The organism is Microbacterium sp. A94 (assembly GCF_051842855.1).
Lineage (GTDB): Bacteria > Actinomycetota > Actinomycetes > Actinomycetales > Microbacteriaceae > Microbacterium.
Genome location: NZ_JBPXMU010000001.1, coordinates 941,098 through 966,820 on the forward strand (window position 1 = coordinate 941,098; position 25,723 = coordinate 966,820).

Consider the following 25,723-nt stretch of genomic DNA (forward strand, 5'->3'; position numbering starts at 1 on the left):
CCACCATGCTCAGCCCAAAGGTGCGGTTTCGCTGCTCAGTGTCGGCTGGTCAGCCAGGTTGCCGCGGCGAAGCGCAACGGCGCCTCGCGCGCGCCGAACCGAGACACTCGAACAGGGATGAGTGCCGCCGGGGTCATGAACCTCCGCCTCGCGCGGGACGCGCCATCGAGATCATCGTCCGCCACAGCGGGATCGAGGATGCCTCGCACAAGTTCCCGGTCGGCGCGCGAGAGAACGTCCTGCGCCGACGAAGCGAACCGCACCAGCTCTCCCCCTGCATCCGCGAGTGCGACCCGATCCCCCGCATTCCAGCTCGCGGCGCGGTAGTGAACAGCCCCAAAAACCGGAAGACGCCAGAGCTTCACGGCGATCGCCTCCCGGCTGCGCTCCGGCAACGCCATCACCCAGTCATCAGAGATAAGCCGTCGCACAGCCTCGAGATCCTCCGCGACCGGCCGCCGGGTGAACGTGACGCGTTCGGCATCATCGTGCACGAAGTACTCGGCTCCGTCGCGAACCCTCGCAATGGATGCACCGGAGAACCAGAGCCGAGTAGAGAAGTCGAGATCTTCGCCACTGGCGAGACCGGGCGTCATCCGTAATCCCCCGAAGCGCTCCCGGGCGACGAGGCCGAGGGGCGCAGTGCGGTACGCGAGTCGATCGCGTATCGGATCCAGAGCACCCGTGCGCCAGGGACGAGTCGGCGGGGTCGGCATCCGCGCACCTCCGGCGTACCGCACAACCGGGATCACCACTTCCGCCGAGTATTCATGAGCTACGCGAAGCCACGTGTCCACGGCACCGGGCGCAAGCTCGTCATCCGAGCCCATGATGGACACGAACGGCGCTTCGGCGAGCTCGAGACCTCGGTTGAACGGCCCCGATGGACTTCGGATCCCGTCATCGAGCGGCACGAGGACCACCCGCGGATCCGCGGCAAAGTCCCCCAGCCGCTCCGCAATGCTCCGCACGGGAGTGTTGTGGCAGACCACGATCACCCGTGCGATTGCGGACGAGCTGAGTACCGATCCCACTGCGCGAGCAATCTCGCGGTTCGGGTCGTGGACCGCGATGACAAGGTCGACCTCGGGTGAAGACAGATGCACCCCTCGACGCTACCAGCGTAGGTCCAGGGCTCCTCCGCTAGAATCAGTGCACGTGAAGGTCATCAGCGTCGTGGGCGCGCGCCCCCAGTTCGTCAAACTTGCTCCGATCGCAAAGGCTGCCGCCGCCGCCGGCGTTGATCATGTGATCGTCCACACCGGTCAGCACTACGATCCGATGCTCTCGGACGTGTTCTTCGAAGACCTCGGCATCCCCGCACCGAATGTGCACCTGGGCGTCGGATCCGGCAGCCACGGCGTGCAGACCGGTGCCATGCTGGGCGCCCTCGACGCCGTCTTCGAGGAGTATTCCCCTGACTGGGTACTCGTCTACGGGGACACGAACTCCACCCTTGCCGCCGCCGTGAGCGCCGCCAAGCTGCACTACCCTCTCGCGCATCTCGAGGCTGGTTTGCGCTCGTTCAACCGCCGCATGCCCGAGGAGCACAACAGGGTGCTCACAGATCATTCGGCCGACCTGTGTCTGGCACCGACCGAGGTCGCGATGGGCCACCTTTCCAACGAGGGGCTCGCTGGGCGCTCAATACTCGTCGGCGACGTCATGACCGACGTGCTGTTCCAGGTGCGCGATACGGTCGCCGAGACCCCCTCTGTGCTCGTGGAGGAACTGGGGCTGGCTCCGGGTGAGTTCTACATCGCAACGATCCACCGCGCGGAGAACACAGACGATCCAGCCCGCCTCACCGAGATCGCGCAGGCCCTCGGCTCTCTGAAGCATCCAGTGATCCTGCTGGCGCACCCGCGCGTGGTCGCGAAGGCTGCCGCGCACGGCATCGAGCTGACCCAGGGGTCGCTAATCGCGCACGCCCCACTCGCTTATCCCGAGCTGATCTCGGCGGTGCTCGCGAGCCGGGGCGTCGTCACCGACTCGGGCGGGTTGCAGAAAGAGGCGTTCCTACTCCGTGTTCCGTGCACGACCGTTCGCCCCGAAACCGAATGGGTGGAGACCATCGACCTCGGCTGGAACGTGCTCGCGAACACGGCTGAGGAGATCGCGACCGCCGTCACTCGTCCAGCGCCGCAGCCGACCAGCGCAGCGCCCTATGGCGATGGTCACGCAGCCGAGCGCGTCATCGCCGAGTTGCAGAACGCCGTCCGCTGAGCGATCAGCGCACCGCGATCCCATCAATCGCGGTGCGCCAGCCGATCACCTGTCCTTCTGCGGACAGCTCACGGGCGGCCGCACCCGAAGCCGATTTGTACTGCGCCACGTGGGCTGCGTCCAGTCTCTCGATTTCCCGCGTGAGCGCCTCCGTTGTGAAGTCAGAAGCAACGGCACCCAACCCGCGTTCATGCACCACGCGCGCCATCTCTGGTGACGGTCCGATGATCAGTCCGAGCCGCGCCTGGACGTAGTCGAAGAACTTGTTCGGCAGCGCCCACCGGTTATTGAAGTTCACGGGCGGCAGCACATGCACACCCACGTCATAGCCGCTGAGCGTCTCGTTGAGGTCGTCGTAGGGAACGGGCTCATGCACGGTGATCCGCGAGTTCTGGCGCGCCCTGAGCGCATCCAGGTATGCGGGATCGTTCGGGGTCAGATACAGGTCGAGTGTGCAGCCACCCGATGCGGCATCCACGGCGTCGACGATCATCATGATGTTGCGATCGTGAAGCGCGGCACCGCTGTGGACCAGCCGGATCGGCTCGTGTACGGGCTGCGGACTCCGTTCAACGAACGGCGCCGCGTTTGTCACGACAGCAGCCTCGAACCCGAACCTGCGCCGGTACTCCCGCGCGATGCCATGCCCGACTGTCGTGGTGCTCTTCGCGCGGCTCACAAAACTCCGACACATCCAGCGCATGAACGGAGCAACGAACACCCGCCAGCGCAGCAGATCCTCCTTCTGCCGCGGCGAGTACTCGTGTAGGTCGGCATGTACGCCGCCGGATGGTATCGCCAGCGCGAGGCCGACTGCATCGACGTCATCCGCCAGCACCGCATCGAATTCCTGCCCAGCCAACAGATTCTTAGCTGCGACGATGGCTGGGTTCTGCCAGTACGCACGCCGATAGCGACGCAAGGCGACGAGCAGGCGATCGTAACGCCAGATCGCCAGCTCGTCCGGGATCGCAAGATGCTCGACCACGCCCAGTGGCGCCGGTCCGTACCCGCAGGTGGTCACCGCATAATCGTCGGAGAAGAGCCGCACCTGCTTGAGCACCCGCGCGTCCGACGCGATCGGTGAGAACGACAGGATCAGAAGCCGTCGTCGGTTGTCCGCATTCGTCATCGATCTGCCTCCCCCGCCATCAACCGGTCCACGCACTCCGCCCAGATATCGACCTGCGTTTCCGCAGACAGCGCCCTGGCACCCGCATCCGAGCGTTGCTTCCACTCCACAACGGTCTCCACGTCAATGTCGATGAGAACGTCGCGCAGCGCAGGGGCGCTGAAGTCTTCAGCGACTGCGCCGATACCGTTCGCGTTGACGACAGCGGCCATCTCGGCCGAAGGTCCGACGATTACGCCGAGGCGAGCCTGCACATAGTCGAAAATTTTGTTCGGCAGCGCCCACTGATTGTTGAAGTTGACCGGAGGAAGCAGGTGGACGCCGACATCGTAGCCATTCAGCGTCTGCACGAGCTCCTGATACCGCACAGGTTCGCGCACCTCCACCCAAGCCGACTGCGCAGCGCGCCGACGCAGCTCCTCGAGATGTCCGGGATCATTCGGCGTGAGGTAGAGATCCAAGGTGGCGGCGCCGCCGGCGGCATCGACGCCATCAACCAGCGCCATCAGATTGCGATTCTTCAGGCAAGCACCGCTGTGCACGAGCTTGATCGGCGTGTCGACCTGTTGCGGAACGAGTGCAGCGTAGGGCGCGGCGTTAGTCACGATCACAGGTTCGAAGCCAAACTCCCGAGCGTACTCACGAGCGAGCCCTGTGCTGACAGTCGACCAGGACGACGCCTTGGCGACATAGCGTCGGCACAGCCAGTCATAATACGGCTTGATCCGCTTCAGCCAGACCGGTATCTCCTCATGTAAACGAGGTGAGTACTCGTGGAGATCGGCGTGCACGCCCAAACGCGGACGAACCCTCAGGGCGACCGGAACGGCCTCGACGTCGTTGGCGATGACCACATCGACGTCCAATCCCGCAAGTGCAGAACGCGCCCACCGCACGGCGGACAGTCGCCAATACGCTCGCGAGTACCAGCGAAGGGTGATCAGCCTGCCGTTGAGATCGTTTATCCGCTCCTCATCCGGGATTCGTATATGACGGGCCACCCCATCGGGAGTCGCGCCGTACCCGCAGGTGATCACCTCATAGCGGTCCGCGAACTCGGCGACTTGCTTGAGTACCCGTGCATCGCCCGCGATCGGTGAGAACGAGAGGATCAGCAGGCGCTGGCGGGCAGGCGTATTTTCAGTCACGGGTGAGTCCGTTTCGGTGAGTGGGCGTCCGGATTTCGCAAGACGTACTCACGGCCAACTCCGGTAGCGCAGGAAGCGGCGGAAAGAGCCCTCACGATCCACAACGGCGAATGGGTTGCGCGGGATCAACCGGGCAATGCGACCGGCGGAGGTGTGCGCTGTCGCCGCTGCGAGGGCCGCTGCGGAATTGAGCGGCGTTGTCGCCAGCACGTCGAGGACATCTCGGTCCGCACGAGAGAACGGGCGCGACGAACGCGGCGCGATTCTCAGTGCGGCGCGCACGACCTCCGCGTATGCATGGAGGTCGTCCGTCGTGAGTGTGTTGCTGGATGCCCGTCGCAGCACGGGACCGAGCACATGGATACGCAGCACTTTGATCATCAGACTCCTGCGTACCGACGCGGAAGCCGTGGTGAGCCATTCCCTGGTCAAGAGCAACCGCAACGCCGTAAGCTCCACGCGGGCGCCACGCGGCGCCGCGGTGACGCGTGTCTCGGCATCCGCTCCAATCACGTATGCCGGGTCGGAAGGATGGAAATCAATGCGCGCACCCGAGTACCAAAGCTTCGCGGAGAACTCGATATCCTCGCCCGCCGGCACATCCGCAGTGAGTTCGAGATCAAGTTCGTCGAGGATGCCGCGCCGCAGGTACGCAAGCGGCGCTGTGCGGTATGCGAGTCGATCTCGAACCCCATCGAGCGAGCGGACGTGTCCTCGTCGGGTGAGCGGATTTCGGAGTATCTCGCCTGACTGGTGCTGGAGCGGGAGCACGAGCGCATCAGGAGCATCAGCGCCAAGGTGGGCGACCGCGGTCGCGACCGCTCCCGGCTGGACGAAGTCGTCGGATCCCATGATCGTGACATAGTCCGCTGTCGCTGCGCGAAGACCGCGCGTGAACGGTCCGGTTGGCGACCGTACACCGTCGGAGAATTCGATCCATTCGACCGGAGACGCCGCGAACATGGCTCGTGCGTCGGCGAATGCCGAAATGGACAGGCCATGGCAGACGACGATGACGCGAACACCGTCGACGCCGTCGTGCAGTACGGATTGCACGGCACGAATAAGCGGTCTGGACGGATCGTGTACGGCGATCACGACGTCCACCGTTGGCACGCTGGGCATGAAGTGAATTCTCCCAGGCCCATGCCTCGCGTCCAAACCGCCGCTGGGAGAACTGTCGCGCGCGGTTGTTCTGCCGGATGCCACTCAGCCGACCCCGAGGAAGCCGCTGAGCGCCGCTGCTGAGCGTCGGCCGTCATGCACGGCGCGCACATATGCGGGCCCGAGTTCGGCACTGCGTCGTGCATTGTCAGGATCAGCGATGAGGTCGCGCACCACCTGCTCGATGTCGGCGCCCGTCGACTGCACGATCGGAAGCTCCAGCCCGGTGCGCGCAAGCACCGAACGGCGAACGGCGCGATCGACATGACCCACGACAACACGGCCGGCCGCCATCGCCTCGCAGGCGGCGACGCCGTAGTCACCGATTCGGAACTGATCGAGCACGATGTCAGCACGCCGGTAGATGCCCGGCATCTCCGCGGCCGGGATACCAGTGACTCGGAGGTACTCGATGACACCCTCCGCCTCGAGTCGGCTCAGCGCTGGATCGACGAGGTCAGAACCTTTGATGCGCCCACTGCTCGGCGCGTGCGCTACCACAGGGAGCCCCTGCTGAAGCGGGGCCGCGCCCCCGGACCACGCATCCGGGGTGACGACCACGGGCAGCCAGTGCGCGGTCGGCAAGTCTTCGAGCAGACCGAGTGTCGAGACGAAGACGGGCAGATCAAGGCGCTCGAGCAGCGCGATATTCTCGGTTGCTTGCTTCTCGAAGATCGGCACCTGGTCCCACTCCGAGTCGGCGAACGGCGAATCGGAGTGCGCCGCTGCATGGCGGCTCGGCAGTCGGACCTCGCTGCCGTGCGCGATCATCGCGACCTTGATGCCACGATCGATGAGCTCGCGCACCTGTGATTCGACGGTCTGATCGTAGACCCGGCCGAACAGATTGCGTCCGGCCTCGACGAGAACATGGCTGAAACCACTCGACACCGCGTCATGTTGACGGCGCTGCCAGCTCCGCGAGAGCACGTAGGCGGGTGCGGGAACTGTCTGGTCGACCGGGAATCCGAACTCGGTCCCTATTCGGTAGGCCATGCTCACTGCCCCGACGCCCGACAGACGTTCAGCTGCGCGCGCCCACTGCCATCCCTGCCCCGCGAAGTTGACCGGACCGATGAACAGTCGTACGGACGTGTTTGGCGGGTGCGCGATCGGAGTCTCACCGGGGTCGTATCGCAGCTTTCTCGGCAGGACTCGGACAAGCAGGCCCTCCGGCACGAACCGGGTTGCTCGCCCGGCAACCGCCGCGAGTCCGGAGGGCAACATACCCGCGCCCTACTTGACCAGGCCGGCCAGCGCCGCCTGTGTCGCGAAATCGGGGACCTCGGCGACAACCTGGTCGAACGTGCCGCGCGCGACGATCGTGCCCTCGCGCATGAAGACAACCTGATCGCTGTCGCGAATAGTCGAGAGCCGGTGAGCCACCGAGACGATCGTCACCTGTCCGCGCAGGTTGCGGATAGCGAAGGCGACGTCGGACTCGGTCTTGGTATCGAGGGCGCTGGTAGCCTCGTCCATCACGAGCACGAGCGGATCACCGTACAAAGCGCGTGCGATGCCGAGCCGTTGCCGTTGTCCGCCTGAGAGCGCCATGCCGCGGTCTCCGATGCGCGAATCGATGCCGCCAGGGCGCTGTGAGATCGTGTCCCACAGTTGCGCACGCTCGAGGGCTTCGCGCACCTTTTCACGGTCGACATCGTCGGCCCAGGTAAGCGCCACGTTCTGTGCCACAGTGCCGTCGAACAAGGACACATCCTGTGGGACATAGCCGACCCGCGAGCGCCAGTCCATGAGGACCTCCTCGAGGTCTACGCCGTCTAGACGAATGCTGCCCTCGGAGGGAACCAGCAGCCCGAGGATGAGATCGACCAGCGTCGTCTTCCCGGCGCCTGACGAACCCGCGATCCCGAGCGTCGTTCCCATGGGAAGTACGAGATCGATCTTCTCGAGCGCCGGGTTCTCACGCTGCGGGTAGGTAAAGCGCACGTCTTGGAGCACGAGTTCACGCGGCTCCCCTTCGATGGGGCGCCTGCCGACGGTGTCTGCGTAGTGGACGTACTCAACGGATTTCTCGATGTCGCGAATCACATCGTTCACAATCGGAACGTTGGCGTGCGTCTGGGTCATCACGGATTGGAAGCCAGTGAGCGACGGCACGAGCCGGTAGCCGGCGACTCCGAAGAGCGCCACAGACGAGAATGCGGCTGCCATGTTGCCACCGCTGGTGAGGTACGCGGCACCGCCGACCAGCAGGAAGCCTCCGACGAGCGCGGCGTCGAATACGAACTTGGGCAGCTGCCCGAGAAAGCTGAGGTTGGAGCGAGCGCGTGTCGTGTGGATGCGGTTGTCATGCACGGCCGCCGCCACGGTCGGTGCGCTGTTTCGAAGGGTGATCTCCTTGAGCGCGTTGACCATGTCAGTCATGAGCCCCGCAACCTTGAACGAGTAGGTGCGGTTGACCCGCCCCGCCTCGATTGATTTGCGTGCAACGAGGAAATACAGGATGCACGCGATGAGACCGAGATAAACGAGCGTGATTGCGGCGGTCACTGGCTGCGCGATGACGAGCACGGCCACCACAGCGATAAGCGTTGTGATCATGGTGGGAAGTGAGAGCACTGGCAACATGAATCCGCCAACGACGCTCGCGATGCCGACATCGGCGAGCCTGATCAGCTGCGACGTATTACGGCGCAGCCGCTCGGTCCAGGGCGCCTTGATGTAGGCGGCGAACAACCGATCGCCGATCTCGAGCTCGTACGACGCGAACCGCCGAGTGGCCACCCACTGAAGCCAAACAGCGATGACGGATTTGAGGATGATGAGCCCGCACACCACGAGCAGCACCCAGATGAAGGCGCTGGGGTCGATGGTGCCGATCACCGGAAGCTGGATCGGCTGGTTGCTCACCATTCCGGAGAGCGAGACCGCGAGGAGCATGAGAGCAGCGATGTCAAGCCCCGCGAGTGCGCTGGAGAACACCACATAGATCCACAGGAACGCACGTGCCTTAGCGGGCAGCAGCGGAAGGATCCGCCGGAATGTCTGCAGGTTTGCCTTCACTGTCGCTTCTTTCTCATGGATGATCGCAATGCACAGCGGCATCTACTGCCCTGGCGTAGACGGCACGGCACCGGGTCAGCGTGCGATCAAAATCCAATCCTCGCATAGCCCCGCCCAGGACTGGCTGAAGATGCTTGCCGGCGGTCATCCGAGCAGGAATCCGCGAAGAGTCTCGGCAGACACACGACCGTCGTGCACCTTTCGGGCGAAGTCAGCGCCAGCGGCAGCGACCGACCGGTAGTACTCACGGCGTTCGAGCATGTCGAGCACCACGGACTCCAAAGTCTTCGGCGTTGCCTGAACGACGGGCAACTCGACCCCGTGACGATCCACGACATGCTCGCGCACCTGGTCGTGCACGTGGCCGATGACCACTCGGCCCGATGCCATCGCCTCGACGGCAGCCACCGAATAGGTTCCGATGCGGAACTGCTCCAGAACGATATCGGCGTCTCCAATCAGAGCCGGCATATCGCTGGAGGCTACCCCCGTGAACTCTCGATATTCGATAAGACCGCGGTCAGCGAGCGAGCGCATCAGGGGTCGGATCAGGTCAGTCCCCTTGACAACAGCCCTGCTCGGAGCGTGCACCACCACTGGTACCTCGCGTTCGAGTGGCACGGTGTCGCTGCGCCAACGCTCCGTGTCGACTGCCAGAGGCAGCACCGTTGCCGTTGGCCAGTCGCCGAGCAGGTCCGGCGTGGATACGAATACCGGGACGCCCAGACGTCTCAGCACCTCATGCTTCTGCTCGGCGCGCTCCTGCAGCTTCGGCGTCGAAGCCCAGACCCCGTCGTGGAAGGGCGACCACTCATCGATAGCCGCATGCCGGTCGGGCAGGCGGATGTCACTTCCGTGGGCCACCACCGCGACGCTGACCCCGGCATCGTGCAGCGCTGCGACTTCGCGCTCGACGTCACCGTCGAACCTCGATGTGAACAACGGCCATACCGACTCCATCATCACGTGCGTGAATGATCGCGAAACGGCGCGGAAGTGCGCGCGCTGCCAGGCTTCCGACCGAACGAATACTGTCGTCGGCACTTCGTAGTCAACATCGAATCCGAAGCCGGTCTCCGAACGATGCTGCATGTCGACGGCACCAACGCCGGGTAGCCGCTCCGCGGCGCGAGCCCACGCGTACCCTTGGCCAGCCGAGTTCACTGGAGCCACGTACAAGCGCACCGGTGTCTCCGGGGCAACCGGAGGCTTTGGTCGATCGCCAGGAGCGAAGCCATACTTCCGCGGATTCACACGCAGCTGGATACCCTCAGGCAGAGCGCCAAGAGCACGCCAAGCCGCCCGGCGAAGCGCACTCGGCTCCGCACTCACGATGTCCTCCCGTTTCGCGTGTCCGCTGACAAGACCCGCCGGTGAAGTGCGACAAGCCGAGCGGATTCTTGCTGCCAAGTGAGGTCGCGAGCAGCATCAAGCGCTGCCGCGCGATGCCGGTCGGCCGAGGTCGCCACGTCCAGGAGCGCGGCAGCGAGCACTTCCGGGGATGCATCCGGAGCGATGACGCCACCGAGGTCGTATTCGTTCACCAGCGCCGCGGCATCGCGGGTGTTTGAGACGAGTATCGGTATCCCTGCATGAATCGACTCGAACAGTTTGTTCGGCAGCGAATACTCGTACGACAACACGGTCGGCTGAGTCAGTGCTATCGATACATCGGCGTCGGCGAGAGCCTGAGAAACCTCGGATTGCGCAACGGCTCCGACGAAGTGGACTCGCCCGTGCCCTCCCGCCCGATCCACGAGGCTGCGCAGTCCTGCTACGTAGACCTCGGAGCCTTCACCGAGCAGCACAAAGTGGACGTCGTCGGGTAGACACGGGATGGCCTCGATCACACGCTCGATACCACGGTTGAACGTAATACCACCGCAGTACACGATGACGCGAACGTCGTGCGCCAGTCCTGCAAGCTCATGCAGGCGCCCACCTGACCGTTCGATTTTCCGGTCACCGAGCGGAGGAATGTTGCGCACGAGAATCGGGCGCTCACGCAGCGAATAACGTTGCTGCAGCCATTCGGCGATGCTCGGTGAGACGGTGATCACCCCGGCCGCTCGACGCGCACCGCGCCGTTCCATCGGGCCTTCGAGCCGTTTCGCCAACGGTCGATCGGCGCTCACGTTACGATGCGTCCACAACTCGTGCGAGTCATAGACGAACGGAATCCGGAGCGAGCGTGCCGCGCGGGTGGCGATGGGGAGTGTGTTCGCGTCGTGTACATGCACGAGGTCAGGTTTCCAGGCACGCACAGCGCGGCCCGCGCTGTGCCAGAAGGAGAACTGGCGCACGGTGCGATCGGCACGGAGCCATTGCTTGACGGTCCATCCCTTGATGCCCCTCGGCGTCGCCGGCAACGCAGCAGCGGCACCTTCGGGAGCCGAGACGGGCGATACCGGAACGGGCGATACCGATGCGAAAGCACCAGATGGCTCCGATGCGTCGCCGATCGGGGCCGACCGGCGGAGTACTCGCCGCGCGACGCGGCCAGCATCGACCAGCATGTGGCCTATCGATCGAATCGGTACACGTTCGATCTCGAAGCCGTCTTCGTGGCCCGTCACACCGGTCGGGTACCGGCTCACCCGAGCACCACCGAATGCGAACACGCGCACCCGCGCCCCGGCGTCCGCGGACGCCTTCGCTATCCGCATGACGCGGGCATCGCGGTGGACGTCGTTGTAGACGACGAAGGCAACCCGGGGCGCTAAGCCGTCGCGAGGCTCGTAGCGCGCCGCAGTCATCGTCGGCTCGGAGTCAGAGCGCAACCGCATCTCCGGTACGCGCGGATTCGAGTGCGCCTTCGACGACAGCGAGCGTACGCTGGCCCTGCGCCATCGTGACGATATCGGTGTCTTTGCCGAGCACCGCATCACGGAACGCCTCGTGTTCGACCCGCAGCGGCTCGCGCTTGGCGAACGCGTACCGGGTGACGTCCCCTTCAGAGACACCACGGAAACTGGAAACGGACTCCCACTCCAGTGGGATCGTTCCGTTGGCGTAGAAGGTGAGATCCCCGGTGGAGGTGTCGGCGACGAACGCGCCCTTCTCCCCCGTGACGACGGTGAGTCGTTCCTTCATGGGGCTGAGCCAGTTGACGATGTTGTTTACGATGACACCGGATGCCGTGCGCCCGGTGATCGTGATCATGTCTTCGTGCTCGCGCCCGCTCTTGAACGCGGTCTGCGCGAAGATGCGCTCGTAGTCGCTCTGCACGACCCAGGCTGTGAGATCGACATCGTGCGACGCCAGGTCTTTGGCGACTCCGACGTCGGCAATGCGCGACGGGAACGGCCCCTGCCGACGCGTCGCTACCTGGTAAACCGCTCCGAGCTCCCCCGCCTCGATCCGGCGGCGCAACTCCTGCAGTGCAGGGTTGAAGCGCTCGATGTGCCCGACGGCACCGACGAGGCCTGCCGCGGCGAAGGCGTCGACCATGCGCTGGCCGGCCTCGAGCGTATGGGCGATCGGCTTCTCCACGAGCGTGTGCACACCGGCAGCAGCGAGTTTCAACGCTGCATCCTCGTGGAAACGCGTCGGGACAGCCACCACGGCGATGTCAATACCGGCAGCGATCAGCGCTTCGATATCGGGCAGCACCTCCAGGTCACCGGCGACCCCATGCGGGTCGCCGCCCGGGTCGGCGATCGCGACGAGGTCGATGCCATCAACCTCGCGCAGCACCCGAGCGTGGTGACGTCCCATCATCCCGACGCCGAGGAGACCTGCGCGCAGACCCATCAGGCGCCCGCCTTCGCCACGGTGTTGACGGCAGCGACAATGCGCTCCAGATCGGACTGACTGAGCGACGGATGCACCGGCAACGACGCGACCTGTCGAGCGGCCCGCTCCGTCTCGGGCAGCTCCAGGCCCGGCGCATACGGTGCCAGTGACGGTAGGCGGTGGTTGGGAATCGGGTAGTAGACACCGGCGCCGACGTTGTGCTCGCTCTTGAGCGCAGCGACGAAACCGTCGCGGTCTTCGGGGACACGGATCGTGTACTGGTGATAAACGTGCACGGCGCCGTCGACAACCCGCGGCACGACAACGCCCTGCAGGTTCGCGTCGAGGAAGGCTGCGTTCTGCTGGCGGGTCTTCGTCCACGCATTGACCTTGGTCAGTTGCACACGCCCGATTGCCGCGTGAATGTCCGTCATCCGCGCGTTGAACCCGATGATCTCGTTCTCGTACTGACGCTCCATGCCCTGGTTTCGCAGTAGACGGGCACGACGGGCGATCTCTTCATTAGCAGCGGTGATCATGCCGCCCTCACCGCTGGTCATGTTCTTCGTCGGGTACAGACTGAACATTGCGAACTTCCCGAATGAGCCCACTGGACGCCCGTCCAACGATGCGCCATGAGCTTGAGCTGCATCCTCATACAGATCAACGCCACGAGCAGCCGCGAGAACTTCCAGCTCACGCATCCGCGCCGGGTGACCATACAAATGCACCGGCATGATCCCCCGAGTCTTCGGCGTAATGGCCGCAGCCACAGCTTCAGGGTCGAGGGAGAACGTCTCCGGTTCAATGTCGACGAACACGGGGGTGGCGCCGGTCAGCGCTACCGAGTTCCCCGTCGCCGCGAACGTGAACGAGGGAACAATGACCTCATCGCCGGCGCCGACGCCAGCGGCCAGCAGACCGAGGTGCAGCCCGGCTGTGCCGGAGTTCACGGCGACCGATACCCGCCCGGGTACGAAGTGTTCCGAGAACTCCTGCTCGAAGGCCGCGACCTCGGGGCCCTGCGCGACCATGCCGCTGCGCATGACGCGGTCGACAGCCGCACGCTCCTCGTCGCCGATGATCGGCTTCGCCGGGGGAATGAACTCGCTCACAGGATCTCCTTGATCAAAATTCCGTCAGTCTCGATGTAGCGTGCGCCGCTGGTCGGGCACACCCACACCCCGTCTGCGTCACCGGCGGTCAATGGCACACCGGCTTCACTCACCCAACCGATGCGCCGCGCCGGAACACCGGCGACAAGAGCGAACGCTGGGACATCTTTCACCACGACCGCGCCCGCGGCGACTGTGGCCCACTCGCCGATCGTAACCGGGGCGACGCATGTCGCACGCGCACCGATCGCGGCGCCGCGGTTGATCGTCACGCCGACCGGCTCCCAGTCGTGCGCGCTCTTCTGCGAACCGTCAGCGTTGATGGCCCGCGGGTAGGTGTCGTTGGTCAGCACCACGGCCGGCCCGATGAAAACGCCGTCGCCCAGCTTCGCTGGTTCGTACACGAGCGCGTAGTTCTGAACCTTGCAGTTATCGCCCATGACCACACCGGTGCCGACGTAGGCGCCGCGACCGATAATGCAATTCTTGCCCAGCTGTGCCTGCTCGCGAACCTGCGCAAGGTGCCAGATCGATGACCCATCGCCAATCGATGCGTCAGGCGAGACGTCAGCGGATTCGACGATCCGCACGCGGGAAGAGTTGGTCACAGGGCGCTCCTTGTGCCGACACCGCACATCGCGGATGTTCGACGGTCACCCAGTCTATCGCTGGGTCTCTGAATCACCGCTCAGTGGGTGCGGGCTGTCGCGATCAGGGCGCTTCGCACACCGTCAGCGGCTCTCTCGCCCGCTGCTGCCAGCGAATAGTGCTGCGTGATCCATTCAGAACGCGCGTGGCGACGCTGATCGGTTCGGCCATTCTGCGCTTCCTGGTGCAGACGCGTCATCGCTGCAGCCACCTCTTGCGCTTCAAACCCAACAGCTTCGCCCAGGTCGCCGTCTCGCACGACCTGTCCGCCTGTCTCCGCCCCGGCGAAGAGCACGGGAGTTCCGCACGCTCCGGCGGCATACGTCTTGGTTGGCCGGGCGAAGTCGTAACCAATACCGGGCACGATGCTCACCAGCGCCCCGACCGCACCGCGAATCCAGCTCGCGGACTCGGCTGGGCTTACAACGCCACCGAAGTACACGCGCCCCGGAGCAATCTGTGCCGCCAACTCCCGCAGCTGTGCTTCAGCCGCCCCCTGGCCGAAGAAGCGGATGTCGACATCGAATTCGAGGTTCGCGAGCGCGCGAATGAAGATGTCAGGCTGCTGCCATTCCGACATCGTGCCCGTGTACACGAAGTACGGCCGCTCGGTTCGCTGCGGTTCGACAGCGGCGTTGAAGACCCGGGTATCGATCCCATTGCCGACCTCAAGGATCCGAGACGGATCTGCGCCCAGCGCTGTCAGTCGCTCGGTCACCTCGGCGGACACCGACAGGATGCTCCGCGCGCCGCGCAGGACCCGCGTCTCCAGCCAGCGCATCACGGCGATCACCGGCTTCGCGGCGCCCATCGCGATCACCCCATCGGTCCAGACATCACCCGGGTAGTACACCAGCGGCTTGCGCTTGAACCAGCTCGCCACGAGACAGATCAAGCCTGTCGTGGGCGGCGCTTCGGCGACGATGACGTCAGCGCGGGTGGCCAGCACGCGGAAGAAGGCAGGAATGTCGAACGACATGTACTGCACGTAGCCGCGGATCGCCCCCGTGCGATCACGCAGCACCGGAGCTCTGTGCACTGTCACCGGCGAGTCGTGGAGCATGCCTGAGTCAGCGATCCCGGTCGGCGGCCGGCTGGTTAGCACGGTCACATCGTGATCCGAACACAGTGAGTCGGCGAGTGCGTGCATCCGGAAGCTCGCCGCCGTCACTTCCGGCAGGTAGAGCCGGGTCGTGATCGCCACTGTCGGGCGTCGTTCGCGCATGAGTCTCCAGATCTGATCGGTCGGGCTTCCGAGCAAGCATGAGGCCGACACCTGACACAATGGTTTCATGTCTTTGCGCTACCCGGCATCCTCCGCCCCGGATCCGAATGCTTGGGTCGTCATCCCGTTGTACAACGAGGCTTCTGTCGTCGGCGGTGTCATCGAGAATCTGCTCGAGCACTTCGTTCATGTCGTCTGCGTCGATGACGGTTCGACTGACGGCTCGGCCGACGTCGCTCGGCGTGCCGGAGCAGCGGTCGTGCAGCATCCGGTCAATCTCGGCCAGGGGGCCTCGCTGCAGACCGGAATCACCTACGCGCTCTCGCATCCGTCTTGCGAATACATCGTGACTTTCGACGCAGACGGCCAGCACCGCATCGAGGATGCCCTCGCGATGGTCGCGCTCGCCCGTGATGAGGACCTCGCCATCATCTTCGGGTCACGCTTCCTCGACGACCGCACCGATCCAGGACTCGTCAAGCGAATCGTGCTGAAGACCGCAGTCTGGGTGTCGAATATGACGACCAGCCTGAAGCTCACCGATGCACACAACGGACTGCGGGTCATGCGAAGCGATGCAGCGGGGCTCATCGAGTTGAAGCAGGATCGAATGGCACACGCGACTGAGATCGTGCTGGAGTTGGGGCGCACGAAGCTCCCCTGGCGCGAATATCCGGTCGAACTGCTCTACACCGACTATTCCAAAGCCAAGGGGCAGAGCGTGCTCAATGCCGTCAACATCCTCGTCGACCTGGTGGTGAAGTGATCATGTGGATCCAGATTCTGCTCATCGCGGCGATTATCGTGCTCGCCGTGTTCATGATGCGTCGCACCGGCGCAGACAGCCATCTTGCAATCCGGCGACTGTTGATGGGATTCTTCGTCCTCGGCGCAGTGCTGTCAGTACTGTTCCCGCAGTGGATCACCTGGCTCGCACAGCTGATCGGCGTCGGACGAGGCACGGACCTCGTGCTCTACAGTCTTGTCATCGTCTTTCTCGCGTTCGTCTACACGCAGTTCCGCCGCAATGCCGTGCTGCAGCGCCAGCTCACCCTGCTGGCGCGCAAGATCGCGCTGCTCGAGGCCGAAGCCGACGAGCGCAACAGCATGAAAGGTCAGTGACTGCATGCGGTGATGCGCCATAGCGACGCATCACCGACCTCGGTGATGAGTTCGAAGCCTTCCTGGCCTGCAAAACCAGTCATGCCCGGCACCTCGTAGCGACCCGCATAGGTCTCGCCGAGGCCGAAATCAAGAACGTACTCCGGGTTCGAGTACGCCGCCAGTGCCTCGCAGATCGCGGGGTCTGCGGCAACGTCACGCAGGCCTGTGGCGATTTGCTGCCACTGAGCCGTCATCGGCGGTGACCACGTACGCGGGAAGACGTCGACCCCGCTGAGGAAGTATCCGAAGGCAAGTCCCGTACTCGGGTTCCCGATCACCGTGGCATCATCATCGACGAACTGGTCAAGTGACTCCAGCAGCTTGCGTTCGTCGAAGCTGAGATAGCTCGTTGCGGATTCTCGGTAGAGCGACTCTTCCTCGAACTTGTTCATGATCACATCGGGCATCCCGACGGGACGGACCGCAACGACGACGACAGTGGCCAGGGAGAGGATCGCCAAGCTCGCAGCAATGATTGCCGTAGCCGAAGATTTCTTGTTGCGCACACGTCCGATGACTGCGCGCACGATCGCGTCGAAGCCGACGGCTGCCAGCGGTATCACCGCGATGGGCGCGAGCGCCGCGATGCGGTACGGGTCGGCATACCAGGGCCCCAGAAGCCCATCCCGCACAATGGCGATTCCGAAAGTTGCTGCGAGCACGTAGAGCGCGGATAGTGCCAGCCATGCAGCAACCAGCCATCGCTGGCGTGCGCGGAGCGCCACTACCACCAGCCCGATGAGCATCAACACGCTGATCCCCCAGGCGGCAGGGATGCGCAACTGACTGTTGAAGACGATGTCGAACCAGACCTCGAATTTGCCCCGGAAAGGTGGCCAGTGCGATCCTCCTGTGCTCCGTGAGAAGGCGACCCAGACAGCGGCAAGTACCAGCCATCCTGCGATCACGGCGATCCAGCGCACAAGCATGGACCGGTTCGTTTGCGCCAACATCCACCAGCTGAACCAGATCATGCTGATCAGCCCGAAAACGAGCACTGACGAGGTCTGCGCGAACACCAGCGCGCACAGTGCGATCGCGATGAAGATGCCTGCCTGCGCGATCGAGCCAGCGGGTCTGGCTGCGCGCGACCACGATGGCAACGACACGACGACAGCGACGGATGCTGGAATGAGCGCCACTGAAAGAGCGTTGGGGTAGAGCACGCCCCATTGGACGAGCAGCAGCGGGAACAGCTGCATCGCGCTGGAGAGAACCGCAGCGTAAGCAGCGACAGTCGTAGATCCGCTGACAGTTCGGGCGAGCCACGCCATGCCCAGAGGCCACACCACAGCCGCGATCACAATAGTCACAGCGTTGACGACCACCGGGATGCCGGCGCCGGTGACGAGCGCCACCTGTGAGGCCAGCGCATGCCATGCGGCCGGATAGAAGCCCGAGGCGCCGATGAAGGCATTCAGATCAAACGCCGACGCGGAACCGGTTTCTTGGACGTACCGCAGCGCGTTCAAGTGGAACACGGCGTCGTTGGTCTGTGAGATCGCGGCCGGGTCAGAGATGTAGAACGCGATGCGGCTGAAGCTGATCAGCATGCCGATCGCCAGCCCTGTCGGAAGCATCCAGGCATGCGGTGTCGATGCCTGCGTCTGCTGACCGCGAAGCGGAAGCAGCCTTCCTACGAACCAGGCGATGGCTGTGATGAGCACGATGACGATCGCAAAACTCCACGCCGACCAGGCGATGCCCAAGAGGCTGAGCGCGATCGCAGCAAGAGAGGCGACTGCGGTCGTCATCACCGGGGCGAACGCCACCAGCGCGAGGCCCCGCATTCCCGCCGCCGCCAATGACAGCATGCCAGGCAGAAAAACGACGAGGACCGCCGCCAGAATTACGGGGGCGGCGCCGAGCCACTCGAGGATCATTTGTCCACCAGTTTGATGGCGCCTTCAATCTCGCCGTCGTAGATGACCTCGCCCTTATTGATCACCACGCCTCGACCGCACAGGTCGCGCACCATCTCCATGTCGTGACTGACGACCACCAGAGTCTTGCCTCGATCGATGAGCTCTTCGAACTTCAGGCGGCATTTCTCGCGGAAGGGTGCATCGCCAACGGAGAGGATCTCATCCACGAGCAGCACATCGAGCTCGACATGGATCGCGACCGAGAAGGCCAGGCGCATGAACATACCCGAGGAGTAGTGCTTGACCTCCTGATCGATGAACTGCTCGATCTCGCTGAACGCGACGATCTCGTCATAGCGCGCCTCGATCTCATGCTTCTGCATGCCGAGGATCGCAGCGTTCAAGAACACGTTCTCGCGTCCGGAGAGCTCAGGGTGAAACCCTGCACCGACTTCGATCAGACCGGCGACGCGACCACGGGTGAGTACCTGACCGTCATCCGGCTCCATGACGCCGGAGACCAGTTTGAGGAGCGTCGATTTCCCCGAGCCGTTCAGACCCAGGATGGCCACAGACTCCCCCTGGCCGATCACCAGGTCGACGCCCTTGAGAGCTTCGAACTGGCTGGTGAGCTGGCGTCGCTTGATCCACGAGACCACCGTGTCCTTCAGCGAGAAGGCGTGGTTCAGTGTGAAGCGCTTCTTGACACCATCGATGATGATGCTGGGCTTGGTCGTCATCTGCTCGCTCATAGGTCCTGTGCAAATCTTCCTTCGAGGCGACGGAACACCAGCTGGCCGAGCAGAAGTGTTCCCAGCGCGATGAGGAACGTCCACAGGGTGTTCCAGGCCAGGCCGGGAGGCAGATCCATCATCTGGAACCCGGAGTAATCCGCTGCGGCGACGATGCCCTCGGTGGCAGGACGCCAGAAGGCGTAGTGGAACAGCTCCACACTCTGCGTGATCGGGTTCAGCATGTAGATATCCACCAGCCACGACGGCCAGTGCAGCTTGCCGACGACAGCATCCTGCACCATCGTCCAGGAGTACAACACGGGCGACGTCCAGGTGGCGAGCAGCAGCATCAGCTCGACGATGTTTTCCGCATCGCGGTAGCGGACGTTGATCGCGCCGAACAGCAGCCCGAGTCCCAGCGAGAACAGCATCACGATGATCATGGCCGCGAGCATCGCCAGGATCGCCAGCACCGAGAAGTGCATGACCCAACCCATGAGCAGGCACACGATCAGAAGGAGACCGACCTGCGGCAGGAAGTGCACGAACGAGACGATGACCGCGGAGACAGCGAACAGCTGGCGGGGCAGGAAGACCTTGCGCACCAAGGGCGCATTGCCGACGATCGACGTCGTCGCGTTCTTGAACCCCTCCGAGAACAGGTTGATCACGACGATGCCGGAGAACAGGTAGACCGCGTAGTTCGGGATGTTGCGGTCAAGGTTCATGAAGATGCCGAGGACGACCCAGAACACCAGGAACTGGGCGGCCGGTCGCACGTACGACCAGGTCCACCCCAGCACGGAGTTTCGGTAGCGTGTCGTCACACCCGTGCGCACGAGCAGGCTCAGCAAATAGCGCCAGCGCACGATATCGATCAGCCCGCGGCTCTTGCCGGGGGTTTCGAACTCGGAACGCGGGACGTCGGCGAAAAGATCTCGGGTATCAGTCACTGGCCCTGCTCACTCGGGGATGACAGCCGTCATCACAAACTCGATTAGCTTACGCCACGATGCCGTGACGACGCCGACAGCGAACTGTCAACGCAATCACCCCATCGAACGGATGCCGTTCCACCCATTGCCGATCTGGGCGCTGGACAACCAGCCGCCGGAACCGTTTCCTCGGTAGAGATAGAGCAGACCGTCCTTCGTGCGCGCCAGCACATCAACCTTGCCGTTTCCATCGAAGTCACCAGGGCTGAAGATGCCAGTCATGTTGCTCCAGCCATGACCGATCTGCCGGGCAGCGCCCCACCCGCCAGCGCCGTTGGTGGGATAGATCCACAGCGTGCCGTCTGTTGCACGCGCGATGACATCGCCATTGCCGTCGCCGTTGAAGTCCCCGGCGTAGAAGCCCGCATTGATCTTCGACCAATCGTGGCCGATTTTGGTCGAACCACCGATCCAGCCACCACTTCCATTGCCCCGGTACAGCAGTAGATCGCCGTTCTTCGCCTTCGCGAGGACGTCGGGATGGTGATCCCCGTCATAATCGATCCCGGCGGCGATGATCGTCATGGATGACCACCCCTGGCCGATCACGATCGACTGTTGGAAGGTGCCTCCCCATTTTCCGCGTAGCAGTCGGAAGTTCCCGCTTCCGTCGACGCGGGCAAGATCGACGATGCCATCGCCGTTGAAGTCTCCGACCGGGAACATCCGGTCTTCTGCCTTCCACCCACCAGTTCCAAGTACTTTCTTGGCGCCCCAGCCGCCTCGACCGGTGCCGGGGTACAGAAGAAGCTGGCTCGCTCCTGACACGGCGATGACGTCGTTGCCTCCCGCGCCGTCGAGGTTGCCGACTCCGCTGGGAAGAACGCGCTCGGATTTCACCGCGCTGCCGCCTGGTGCGATGGCGAGCGAGCCCCACCCGTTTCCGACCTTGGAGGATGCGCCCAGCTTGCCACCGCCAGCGCCCCGGTAGAGCAGGCTGTCGCCGTTGGCTGCGATGCCGATCAGATCGCCCTTGCCATCGCCAGTGAAATCGCCGATGTTGATGATGTCGCCGAAGGATCCCCAGCCGTGGCCGATCTGGAAGCTGCCGCTCCATCCACCCGAGCCGTTGCCCAGGTACAGCCATAGCCGGCCGTTCTTGTCGCGTGCGACGAGATCAACTTTGCCGTCACCCGACAGATCAGCGCCGCCGCTGATCATGTTCATCGCGCCCCAGCCGCGGCCGACCTTGATCGGAGCGTGGAATGATCCGAAGCCGTTCCCGCGCCAGAGCAAGAGATCGTGCGCAGAGTTCGTGGTGAAGAAGTCGGGAACGCCATCGCCGTCGAAATCGCCGGCGCCGGTCGTGAGACGCGCACCGTTTCCGACGCCGGAGAGAGAAACCGGCTTGCCGTAAGTGGTCGATCCGTTTCCGTAGAGCACGGAGAACTGTCCGGACTTGGTCACAGCAAGCAGGTCGCGATGACCATCGCCATCGAGGTCAGCGATGCCGATGAGCTTCTTGATGCCGTTCAGACCGGTCGCGATCTGCGTCTTCGCACCCCATTTACCCTTTGCGTAGGGGTATGCCCATGCCGTGCCGTTTGACCCGAGCGCGATCGCCAACGGGTTCGTATCCATCGACGTGACCTTGGTCGCCGGATTCGGCTTCGGGGTTTCCGGCTTCGGAGTCGGTTTCGGCTTGGGCTTCGTGATGGTCTGCGTCGAGCCGAACCAGTCGGTGAAAAAGTTGTAGAAGTTGCGGTTGCCGTAGCTCGAGCACGAGTCACCGGTGCCGCGTCCGGCCTTCAAAGCCGCGGCGTTGGGCTGGTAGGGCGTGTAGTAGTACAGCGCAGCGGTCGCCTTATTGGCGATATAGACCGGCGACGTTCCGCAGGCGCGATTCGGGTGGTACTGGATGTTCCAGGTCTTGCCCGGCGCATACCACTGGAACCACTTGCCCTCCATGTAGATCTGCATCTGGCGGGCCGCGCCGTAGATCTGGTGGAAGAAGCCGACAAAGTTCGGATCGCAAGGCGCGGTGTCCGGGCATCCCTGTCCGAGCGCCATGTCATAGCGCCACTGGCTGGGCCAGGTGTGGGTGATCAGCCCCTGCTCCTTCTGGAGCATCACGATCAGCACATGCGGATTGATGTTGCAGCTCTGCGAGACGCGGTAGATGATGCGGGCCGCACTCTCGTTGTTCTGCCCCTTGTAGCCCTTGCAGTACGCGTCAGCAGGACGCGTCACCGAGTTGATCTTGAAGTCCTTCAGGCAGGTGTACCCGGAGCGGCAGTTCGCCACTTTGCCTTTGAAGAAGCTCTGGATCTGCGCCTCGGTCATCGTGTTCTTGTTCGTGAACACGGCATCGCTGATGAGGTTGCCCGGCGTGAACCCATCGAGGGTCGTTTTGACGACGCGGAGCTGGGTCGCGTCGACCGACGTGCGGGAGAGACTGGTCGGCGTGCTCTGTGAAGCGGATGCTGTCGCAACCGACACCGGCGCCACAGTGCCGACCACGACGGCGGTGACAGCGACGAGGACGGTGAGGAAGCGGGTGATCCGGAGCACGTTTCGAGAGCGAAGGGCGCGTCGAGACATGTGACCAGTGTGACGGAAGTTGTGAGATTATCCGCGTCCGACACGACGAAAGCGCGCAGACCCCGGCATGTCGCCCAAATTCGACGTCACAGGTCAGCGTGCAACGACCACACCCGCTCGGCCGAACTCGCCCAGGAGAAGGCCCGTGCCCTATCCCCCGCCAGCACCCCGAGGCGCTTCGCGCCGGCGCCGACAGCATCCATCACCGCCTCGGTCACATCCGTCGCCGCGACCAACGCGCCACCCTCAGAAATCGCGTCGCGGTGCACCTCAGTGTCGACCGCGACGATCGGCACGCTCATCGCCATCGCTTCCATCGCACGCCAGGGCCATGCCGAAAGCGTGGTCGCGGCAACGAATGCGGATGCCCCGCCCAGCACGACCGCACGATCTTGCCGCGAAAGCACACCGCGCACGTGCGCACGCTGCTCCGGAAGACCGGCCGCTGAAGCATGCTCGGCCAGACGCGGTTCCGACCCCTCCGGCGCGTCAAGAACCACGGCATGCAGATCAGCGGCGGCAGCGGCACGGAACCCGTGCTCGAGTTCCTCGGCTGTGCCGGTGAGGACGACATATTTCTCGGGCAGCAACAGTTCTTTGCGTCGCGCGGCAACGTCGCGCACGGCAGCAAAATTTTCCGGCGGCGCGCCCGCGATCACTCGAACGCGGTCCCCGAGCTTCGCCAGAGCACCGATCCGGTCGACCATCGCATGTGAGGGCACAACAACCACATCGGCGTGCCTGACTGCTCGACGAAGCATCCCGCGTTGCCACGCCACGGCCGTCTTGGACATGGTCTGCGGAGCTTCCCAGGCGTTCAGATCCCAGACAGTCACCGCGGTCTGATCGTGGTTGTGCAGGCGGTCATGCTTGATCAGCGGTGCCATAAGCGTCGGGGCGTGAATGAGACCGCCGCCGACGCCCGGAGCGATTCCCAGTTGCCAGGATCCGGCAAGCTCACGACGAGCCAGCGGCAGTGCCCGTACCCCGGCGAGTCCTGCGATCTCGATTGTTCCGCCAGCGGGGACGATCGCTTCCACAGTGCATCCGACGGGAGCTGTGGCGATGAGCCCCACGGCGAGATCGCGGGCGGCTCCGGCCTGATCAGAATCGACGACCTGCGCAATCTGGTCGAGAACGAGGCGCAACTGGGCTCCCATATCCAAAGAGTAACGGTGGCGCATGAGAAAACCCGCCACCGACGCCGGTCGTGCTTGAATGCTCAGGTGAGCGACGGACGGCTACCAGTGCGACGACGTTGGGTGGGATGGACCATCGGCGTCATTGCGGCGCTCAGTGTGTTCGCCGTCGGATGGGTCGTGATCCGCGGCGCGAGCGCGGTCAGCGAATTGCAGGGCGTCGAGACTTCGGCCTCTCAGATGCGCACCGCGATCGCCGAGGGCGACCTCACCAAAGCCGAGCGCATCGCCCCACGCGTTGCAGAACACGCCGCGAACGCGCACAGCCTCACCTCTGACTTCATCTGGCGCGGATTCGAGTTCATTCCCTGGCTGGGTGCCAATTTCACAGCTGTGCGTGAAGTCGCGCACATCGCGGACGATGTGGCGGCCGACGCGGTGGCGCCGGTTCTCGAGGTCGCAGCCGACATGGATCTGGCCAGCTTCGGGTTCACCGGATCAACGCTCGATCTGGCGCCGTTCGCTGAGGTTCAGAAGCCTCTTGCCGCAGCCAGCGCGACGCTCAGCGAAGCTGACCTGCGTGCACAGCACATCGATGCCGATGCCACGCTCGAGCCGCTCGCCGACGCGGTCCACAAGATGCGCGATGTCGTCGCTGAGGCCGCCACCGTCGTCGGTGCGCTGCACGGTGCCTCTGTTCTCCTGCCACCGATGCTCGGCGTCGACGGTCCTCGCACGTACGTCGTCGCAATGCAGAACAACGCCGAGCTTCGCTCGAGTGGCGGTATCGTCGGCTCACTCGCCCTGCTGCGGGCAGACAACGGCAGCATCAGCATCGTGCGCCAGGCATCCACGAGAGATTTCCCTCCGCTGGATGAGCCGCTGCCGCTGAGTGATTCCACCGTTGCGCTGTTCGAAGACCGGCCGGGCCGGTACATGCAGAACATCACCAGCATCCCGGATTTCACCGAGGCCGGCGCGACCCTCGCGCTGCGCTGGGAGCAGCGATTCGGTGATGTCGTCGACGGAGTGATCGCCATCGACGCGATCGTGGCCAAGCATCTGGTCGCAGCCACCGGCGATCTCACCTTCGGCCCGTTCACGGCGACGTCAGAGACGATCGTGCCGATTCTGTTGTCGGAGATCTACGCGACCTTCCCCGATCCGGTCGAACAGGATGCGGTTTTCGCCGGGGCTGCCAACGCCCTGTTCTCCGCCGCATTGACCAGCGGAGAGCCGCAGCAGCTCATCAGCGCGCTGGCAGCTTCCGCTGATGCCGATCGGATCCGCATCTGGAGCGCGCATCCCGACGAGGAAAAGCGCCTCGCCGCATCCACGCTCGGCGGTGCGCTGCCCGTCGATGGGGAACGCGGGCCCTATGTGGGAGTGCTCTTCAATGACGCCACCGGCGGCAAGATGGACTTCTACACCCGCGCTGAGATCAGCACCGCGGTCGGCGTCTGCCGCGGCGAACCGATCACCCAGGTCACGGTCACCTGGCGTAACACCGCCCCGGTGGATGCCGCCGAATCGCTGCCAGAGTATGTGACAGCAGGCGGCCACTACGGCGTGGATCCCGGCGACGTACGCACACTCATCGCCGTCTATGGCCCGGAAGGCGCGAACGTGCGAGCAGTCGATCGCGATGGCGATGAAGACAGTGTGCAGACGACCATGCTCGATACACGCAGCGTCGTTCAGCACGATGTTCTGCTGGCCCCGGGCGAATCGACCACGATCACGGTTTCCTTCGACGGCCCGGGTGCCGGTGACCGCCTCACACGCGTGCAGCACACGCCGCTGATCGAGGATCCGAACATTGGCCGAACCGAATTGGTCTGCGGTTAGTGACAAATCGACTCTGAATG

The 25,723-nt window shown here is 64.0% G+C and carries 21 protein-coding genes; 4 read left to right on the forward strand and 17 right to left on the reverse strand.

All coding sequences use genetic code 11. The annotated features are described in order from the left end of the window. Positions 1–35: 35 nt before the first annotated feature. Complete coding sequence (locus tag ACSU1L_RS04720; RefSeq protein WP_439254878.1) at positions 36–1,106, reverse strand: glycosyltransferase; 1,071 nt, start codon at positions 1,104–1,106, stop codon at positions 36–38. Positions 1,107–1,158: 52 nt separating this feature from the next. On the opposite strand from ACSU1L_RS04720, the gene wecB reads away from it, so the two are divergent. Next, complete coding sequence (gene wecB / locus ACSU1L_RS04725) at positions 1,159–2,226, forward strand: non-hydrolyzing UDP-N-acetylglucosamine 2-epimerase (protein WP_438253502.1); 1,068 nt, start codon at positions 1,159–1,161, stop codon at positions 2,224–2,226. Positions 2,227–2,230: 4 nt separating this feature from the next. Here the strand turns inward: wecB and ACSU1L_RS04730 are convergent, their stop codons facing one another. The 11 genes from ACSU1L_RS04730 to ACSU1L_RS04780 all read right to left on the reverse strand — a co-directional run bounded on the left by ACSU1L_RS04730 (position 2,231) and on the right by ACSU1L_RS04780 (position 15,417). Continuing rightward, positions 2,231–3,358: a glycosyltransferase family 1 protein gene (locus ACSU1L_RS04730; RefSeq protein ID WP_438253501.1), complete on the reverse strand. Its 1,128-nt coding sequence runs from the start codon at positions 3,356–3,358 to the stop codon at positions 2,231–2,233. Next, the gene (locus ACSU1L_RS04735) at positions 3,355–4,506 is read right to left on the reverse strand and encodes a glycosyltransferase (RefSeq protein ID WP_438253500.1); all 1,152 of its coding nucleotides are present in this window, start codon (positions 4,504–4,506) and stop codon (positions 3,355–3,357) included. The genes ACSU1L_RS04730 and ACSU1L_RS04735 overlap by 4 nt, the downstream gene beginning before the upstream one ends. Positions 4,507–4,554: 48 nt before the next feature. After that, complete coding sequence (locus tag ACSU1L_RS04740; RefSeq protein WP_439254879.1) at positions 4,555–5,631, reverse strand: glycosyltransferase; 1,077 nt, start codon at positions 5,629–5,631, stop codon at positions 4,555–4,557. Between the two features lie 84 nt (positions 5,632–5,715). Further along, positions 5,716–6,897 carry a hypothetical protein gene (locus tag ACSU1L_RS04745; RefSeq protein ID WP_438253498.1) on the reverse strand — a complete coding sequence of 394 codons (1,182 nt, stop codon included), beginning with the start codon at positions 6,895–6,897 and terminating at the stop codon, positions 5,716–5,718. A gap of 9 nt (positions 6,898–6,906) precedes the next feature. Continuing rightward, positions 6,907–8,694 (reverse strand): ABC transporter ATP-binding protein, encoded by a 1,788-nt coding sequence (locus ACSU1L_RS04750; protein ID WP_439254880.1) that lies wholly within the window; start codon positions 8,692–8,694, stop codon positions 6,907–6,909. A 144-nt stretch (positions 8,695–8,838) separates the two neighbouring features. Further along, positions 8,839–10,026, reverse strand: coding sequence for a glycosyltransferase (locus ACSU1L_RS04755; protein ID WP_439254881.1), 1,188 nt, complete (start codon positions 10,024–10,026; stop codon positions 8,839–8,841). Then, a complete protein-coding gene (locus ACSU1L_RS04760; protein ID WP_439254882.1) occupies positions 10,023–11,480 on the reverse strand; it encodes a glycosyltransferase family 4 protein in 1,458 nt (485 codons plus the stop codon). Before ACSU1L_RS04760 ends, ACSU1L_RS04755 begins: the two co-directional genes overlap by 4 nt. Then, entirely contained in the window at positions 11,464–12,450 is a 987-nt protein-coding gene (locus ACSU1L_RS04765; RefSeq protein WP_438253705.1) for a Gfo/Idh/MocA family oxidoreductase, read from the reverse strand. Before ACSU1L_RS04765 ends, ACSU1L_RS04760 begins: the two co-directional genes overlap by 17 nt. Further along, complete coding sequence (locus ACSU1L_RS04770) at positions 12,447–13,544, reverse strand: DegT/DnrJ/EryC1/StrS family aminotransferase (RefSeq protein ID WP_438253494.1); 1,098 nt, start codon at positions 13,542–13,544, stop codon at positions 12,447–12,449. Before ACSU1L_RS04770 ends, ACSU1L_RS04765 begins: the two co-directional genes overlap by 4 nt. Next, complete coding sequence (locus tag ACSU1L_RS04775; protein WP_438253493.1) at positions 13,541–14,152, reverse strand: acyltransferase; 612 nt, start codon at positions 14,150–14,152, stop codon at positions 13,541–13,543. Before ACSU1L_RS04775 ends, ACSU1L_RS04770 begins: the two co-directional genes overlap by 4 nt. Positions 14,153–14,232: 80 nt before the next feature. Beyond that, positions 14,233–15,417, reverse strand: a complete 1,185-nt coding sequence (locus ACSU1L_RS04780; protein ID WP_439254883.1) for a glycosyltransferase family 4 protein — start codon at positions 15,415–15,417, stop codon at positions 14,233–14,235. Positions 15,418–15,484: 67 nt separating this feature from the next. On the opposite strand from ACSU1L_RS04780, the gene ACSU1L_RS04785 reads away from it, so the two are divergent. Both ACSU1L_RS04785 and ACSU1L_RS04790 read left to right on the forward strand, forming a co-directional pair. Continuing rightward, complete coding sequence (locus ACSU1L_RS04785; protein WP_439254884.1) at positions 15,485–16,183, forward strand: glycosyltransferase family 2 protein; 699 nt, start codon at positions 15,485–15,487, stop codon at positions 16,181–16,183. Between the two features lie 2 nt (positions 16,184–16,185). Beyond that, complete coding sequence (locus ACSU1L_RS04790) at positions 16,186–16,539, forward strand: DUF2304 domain-containing protein (protein ID WP_438253490.1); 354 nt, start codon at positions 16,186–16,188, stop codon at positions 16,537–16,539. Here ACSU1L_RS04790 and ACSU1L_RS04795 read toward each other — a convergent pair. The 5 genes from ACSU1L_RS04795 to ACSU1L_RS04815 all read right to left on the reverse strand — a co-directional run bounded on the left by ACSU1L_RS04795 (position 16,533) and on the right by ACSU1L_RS04815 (position 23,876). Further along, on the reverse strand, positions 16,533–18,464 hold the full coding sequence (locus tag ACSU1L_RS04795) for a DUF6541 family protein (RefSeq protein WP_439254885.1): 1,932 nt from the start codon (positions 18,462–18,464) through the stop codon (positions 16,533–16,535). The two genes, ACSU1L_RS04790 and ACSU1L_RS04795, sit on opposite strands and share 7 nt — an antisense overlap. Further along, positions 18,461–19,198 carry an ABC transporter ATP-binding protein gene (locus ACSU1L_RS04800; RefSeq protein WP_438253488.1) on the reverse strand — a complete coding sequence of 246 codons (738 nt, stop codon included), beginning with the start codon at positions 19,196–19,198 and terminating at the stop codon, positions 18,461–18,463. Before ACSU1L_RS04800 ends, ACSU1L_RS04795 begins: the two co-directional genes overlap by 4 nt. Then, positions 19,195–20,133 (reverse strand): ABC transporter permease, encoded by a 939-nt coding sequence (locus tag ACSU1L_RS04805; protein ID WP_439254886.1) that lies wholly within the window; start codon positions 20,131–20,133, stop codon positions 19,195–19,197. The genes ACSU1L_RS04800 and ACSU1L_RS04805 overlap by 4 nt, the downstream gene beginning before the upstream one ends. 96 nt (positions 20,134–20,229) lie before the next feature. After that, positions 20,230–22,716, reverse strand: a complete 2,487-nt coding sequence (locus ACSU1L_RS04810) for an FG-GAP repeat domain-containing protein (protein WP_439254887.1) — start codon at positions 22,714–22,716, stop codon at positions 20,230–20,232. A gap of 86 nt (positions 22,717–22,802) precedes the next feature. Continuing rightward, on the reverse strand, positions 22,803–23,876 hold the full coding sequence (locus tag ACSU1L_RS04815) for a glycosyltransferase (RefSeq protein ID WP_439254888.1): 1,074 nt from the start codon (positions 23,874–23,876) through the stop codon (positions 22,803–22,805). A 102-nt stretch (positions 23,877–23,978) separates the two neighbouring features. On the opposite strand from ACSU1L_RS04815, the gene ACSU1L_RS04820 reads away from it, so the two are divergent. Further along, entirely contained in the window at positions 23,979–25,703 is a 1,725-nt protein-coding gene (locus tag ACSU1L_RS04820) for a DUF4012 domain-containing protein (protein ID WP_439254889.1), read from the forward strand. The last annotated feature ends 20 nt before the right edge of the window (positions 25,704–25,723 follow it).

What these genes read in the sequence shown, in the direction of transcription:
- ACSU1L_RS04730 (WP_438253501.1), bottom strand. Translation starts at nt 3,358, where the DNA reads ATGACGAATGCGGACAACCGACGACGGCTTCTGATCCTGTCGTTCTCA.
- ACSU1L_RS04740 (WP_439254879.1), bottom strand. Translation starts at nt 5,631, where the DNA reads ATGCCCAGCGTGCCAACGGTGGACGTCGTGATCGCCGTACACGATCCG.
- ACSU1L_RS04745 (WP_438253498.1), bottom strand. Translation starts at nt 6,897, where the DNA reads ATGTTGCCCTCCGGACTCGCGGCGGTTGCCGGGCGAGCAACCCGGTTC.
- ACSU1L_RS04760 (WP_439254882.1), bottom strand. Translation starts at nt 11,480, where the DNA reads ATGCGGTTGCGCTCTGACTCCGAGCCGACGATGACTGCGGCGCGCTAC.
- ACSU1L_RS04780 (WP_439254883.1), bottom strand. Translation starts at nt 15,417, where the DNA reads ATGCGCGAACGACGCCCGACAGTGGCGATCACGACCCGGCTCTACCTG.
- ACSU1L_RS04785 (WP_439254884.1), top strand. Translation starts at nt 15,485, where the DNA reads ATGTCTTTGCGCTACCCGGCATCCTCCGCCCCGGATCCGAATGCTTGG.
- ACSU1L_RS04790 (WP_438253490.1), top strand. Translation starts at nt 16,186, where the DNA reads ATGTGGATCCAGATTCTGCTCATCGCGGCGATTATCGTGCTCGCCGTG.
- ACSU1L_RS04795 (WP_439254885.1), bottom strand. Translation starts at nt 18,464, where the DNA reads ATGATCCTCGAGTGGCTCGGCGCCGCCCCCGTAATTCTGGCGGCGGTC.
- ACSU1L_RS04800 (WP_438253488.1), bottom strand. Translation starts at nt 19,198, where the DNA reads ATGAGCGAGCAGATGACGACCAAGCCCAGCATCATCATCGATGGTGTC.
- ACSU1L_RS04810 (WP_439254887.1), bottom strand. Translation starts at nt 22,716, where the DNA reads ATGTCTCGACGCGCCCTTCGCTCTCGAAACGTGCTCCGGATCACCCGC.
- ACSU1L_RS04815 (WP_439254888.1), bottom strand. Translation starts at nt 23,876, where the DNA reads ATGGGAGCCCAGTTGCGCCTCGTTCTCGACCAGATTGCGCAGGTCGTC.